Source organism: Streptosporangium sp. NPDC002607 (assembly GCF_053592655.1).
Map to the genome: position 1 here is coordinate 1 of NZ_JBSFWD010000150.1, position 2,513 is coordinate 2,513.

The following is a 2,513-nucleotide window of genomic DNA, read 5'->3' on the forward strand; positions in this document are numbered from 1 at the left end:
GCCACCGACCTACGCGACGAGATCCACGCGCTGCCCACCCCCAACCAGCTCGTCCCGCAGCTGGAAGAACTCACCGCCAAACACCGCTGAGGAGAGGTGACCGGGGTGCGTCCCGCCCGGGGACGCTGCCGGGCTCCTGGCCGGCCCCACGGTCAATCGTCCACCCGCGCGTCCTTCCCTCCGGAAGCAGCACGCCGGGCGACCCACAGGCCCCGTTCGAAACGGTCGTCCCGCAGGTATTCGGCATCGCAGCCGGCCTTCGCGAAGGCCGTTTCGTACTGCTCGCGGGTGAACAGCGTCATGAGGAGCGTATCGGTGGAATGGTGAATTCCGGAGGCGGGATCGACCTCGACAGAGTGCACCACCATCTGAATCCGGTTACCGTCGCCGGGGTGACGGACGGAATGGGAGGCCCGGAAAATCGTCCTTGAGCCGTCCTTGATGAGATCGGTGGCCGCGTGTCCGGGAATGAACTCATCCGGGCTGAACCACGGCTCGATGATCACGACCCCTCCCGGCGCCAGGTGACGCACGAAACACTCGATCGTCGTTTCGAGCTCGGCCACCGACTGCAGGTGCGGAATCGCGAACATACATGTGATCGCGTCGAACAGCTCTCCCAGCTTGAATTCCCGCATATCCGCGCATCGCACCTCAATCCCCGGAATCTTCGCTTGGCTGAATCTCAGCATGTCCGCCGAGACGTCCAGCCCCACGGTTCGATCGAACAGTTTCACGAAGAACTGCAAATGCAGACCGGTCCCACAGGCCACATCGAGCAAGGACGAAGCAAACGGATTTCGCCGACGTACTATCCCTGCCACCTCTGCCGACTGGTCGGCGTAACCCTTCTTTCGGTTACGCATGAGCAGGTCATAGATCTCAACGTAGCGATCCCTGTACATCTTTCTATCACCGCATTTCAGATCGGCGCAGCTCTCGGCGGAGCAGAACATGAGCGACCGGCACGGCTAAAGCTCCACGGCGCGACTCCGCAGCCATGCCCGAGATAAAGTAGATCGTATCGGGCATTCTACAGACCCTCTTCTGGAAAATCAGCGTCCCGGTCACGAGGAAACCCCGGGGCCGAGAGCCGGGCTTTGGGGAGCCGTCCCGCCAGCGGGACAGGCCATACCCCACCATCCGTACCGGGCTGTGCCGAGAAAAGGCGGCCCGCCGGATCGTCCGCATTTCCGCAGGCAATCATGAGACCTGCACGAATTACCGCCGGAGCCCGGACCGGAAGGATCACGCTGACCTGGATATGGGCGACGTACTTCCCCATCGGCTACGCTGCCCAGCGGGGCCGGCTCAGCCCGTCGACATATTTAGCATTGAATTCCTGGGCGCTACTTCCGCGTATTACCGTGCGCTGGTTCCGGCGCGTTTCCACGCACTGACCGGGCGGTGCGCGGTGCCGGGACGACCTGCCGAACACCGCTGAGGAGAAACGACACGATGCGCGTCCTGCTGGCCACCTACCAGAGCAAGACCATCTTCCAGACGATGGTGCCGCTGGCCTGGGCGCTGCGCACCGCCGGTCACGAGGTCCGCGTCGCCAGCCAGCCCTCCTTCGCCGACGCGGTCACCCAGGCGGGCCTCACCGCGGCGCCGGTCGGCCGGAACCACACCACCTGGCGGATAGTCGAGGCGCACGCCGAGCAGGCCGAGGCTGAACGGGCCGGGCTGCCCGCACCCTATGACGCGGCGGTGACGGACCCCGCGGCCCTCGACTGGCAGGCGATGCAGGACGGCTACGCAAGTCTCCTGTATCGCTGGCACAAACCGGACAACTTTCCGATGGTCGCCGATCTGGTGGACTTCGCCCGGCACTGGCGACCCGACCTGGTCATCTGGGAGGCCACCACCTACGCCGGGGCGATAGCCGCCAAGGCCTGCGGCGCCGCGCACGCCCGGCTGCTGTGGAGCATCGACGTCTTCGGCGTCACCCGGCAGCACTTCCTGCGCCTCCAGGCCGAACAGCCCCCCGAGAAGCGCACCGACCCGCTCGCCGACTGGCTGGCCGGCTACGCCCGCAAGTACGGCTTCGACTTCAGCGAAGACCTCATCACCGGCCAGTTCAGCATCGACCAGCTCCCCGCCTCGCTGAGCATGCGCGCCGACCTCGACTACCTCCCCATGCGATACGTCCCCTACGGCGGACCCGCCGTCGTGCCGAAATGGCTGTGGACCCCGCCCCGACGCCCCCGCGTCGCCCTCACCCTCGGCACCACCGCCACCGACATGTTCGCCGGCTACACCGTCGACGTGCAGGACATCCTCGACGCGCTGGCCGACCTCGACATCGAACTCGTCGCCACCATCGCCGAATCCGAACAGACCAAACTCCGCCGCGTTCCCGGCAACACCCGCCTGGTCTCCTACGTCCCGCTGCACGCCCTCGCACCGACCTGCGCCGCGGTCATCAGCCACGCCGGCCCCGGCACCTTCCTCACCACCGCCCTGCACGCGGTCCCCCAGCTCACCGTGCCATGGGAGTTCGACGCCCCCGA

The 2,513-nt window shown here is 66.2% G+C and carries 2 protein-coding genes; one reads left to right on the plus strand and one right to left on the minus strand.

The genetic code is table 11. The annotated features are described in order from the left end of the window. Positions 1–152: 152 nt before the first annotated feature. A complete protein-coding gene (locus tag ACWD3H_RS47535) occupies positions 153–866 on the minus strand; it encodes a class I SAM-dependent methyltransferase (RefSeq protein WP_451959784.1) in 714 nt (237 codons plus the stop codon). A 592-nt stretch (positions 867–1,458) separates the two neighbouring features. Here ACWD3H_RS47535 and ACWD3H_RS47540 point away from each other — a divergent pair. Further along, positions 1,459–2,513: activator-dependent family glycosyltransferase (locus tag ACWD3H_RS47540; RefSeq protein ID WP_451959785.1), on the plus strand; the 1,055-nt coding region annotated here is incomplete at its 3' end.

Excerpts from the sequence above, each read along its gene's own strand:
- ACWD3H_RS47535 (WP_451959784.1), bottom strand. The coding sequence starts at position 866 with ATGCGTAACCGAAAGAAGGGTTACGCCGACCAGTCGGCAGAGGTGGCA.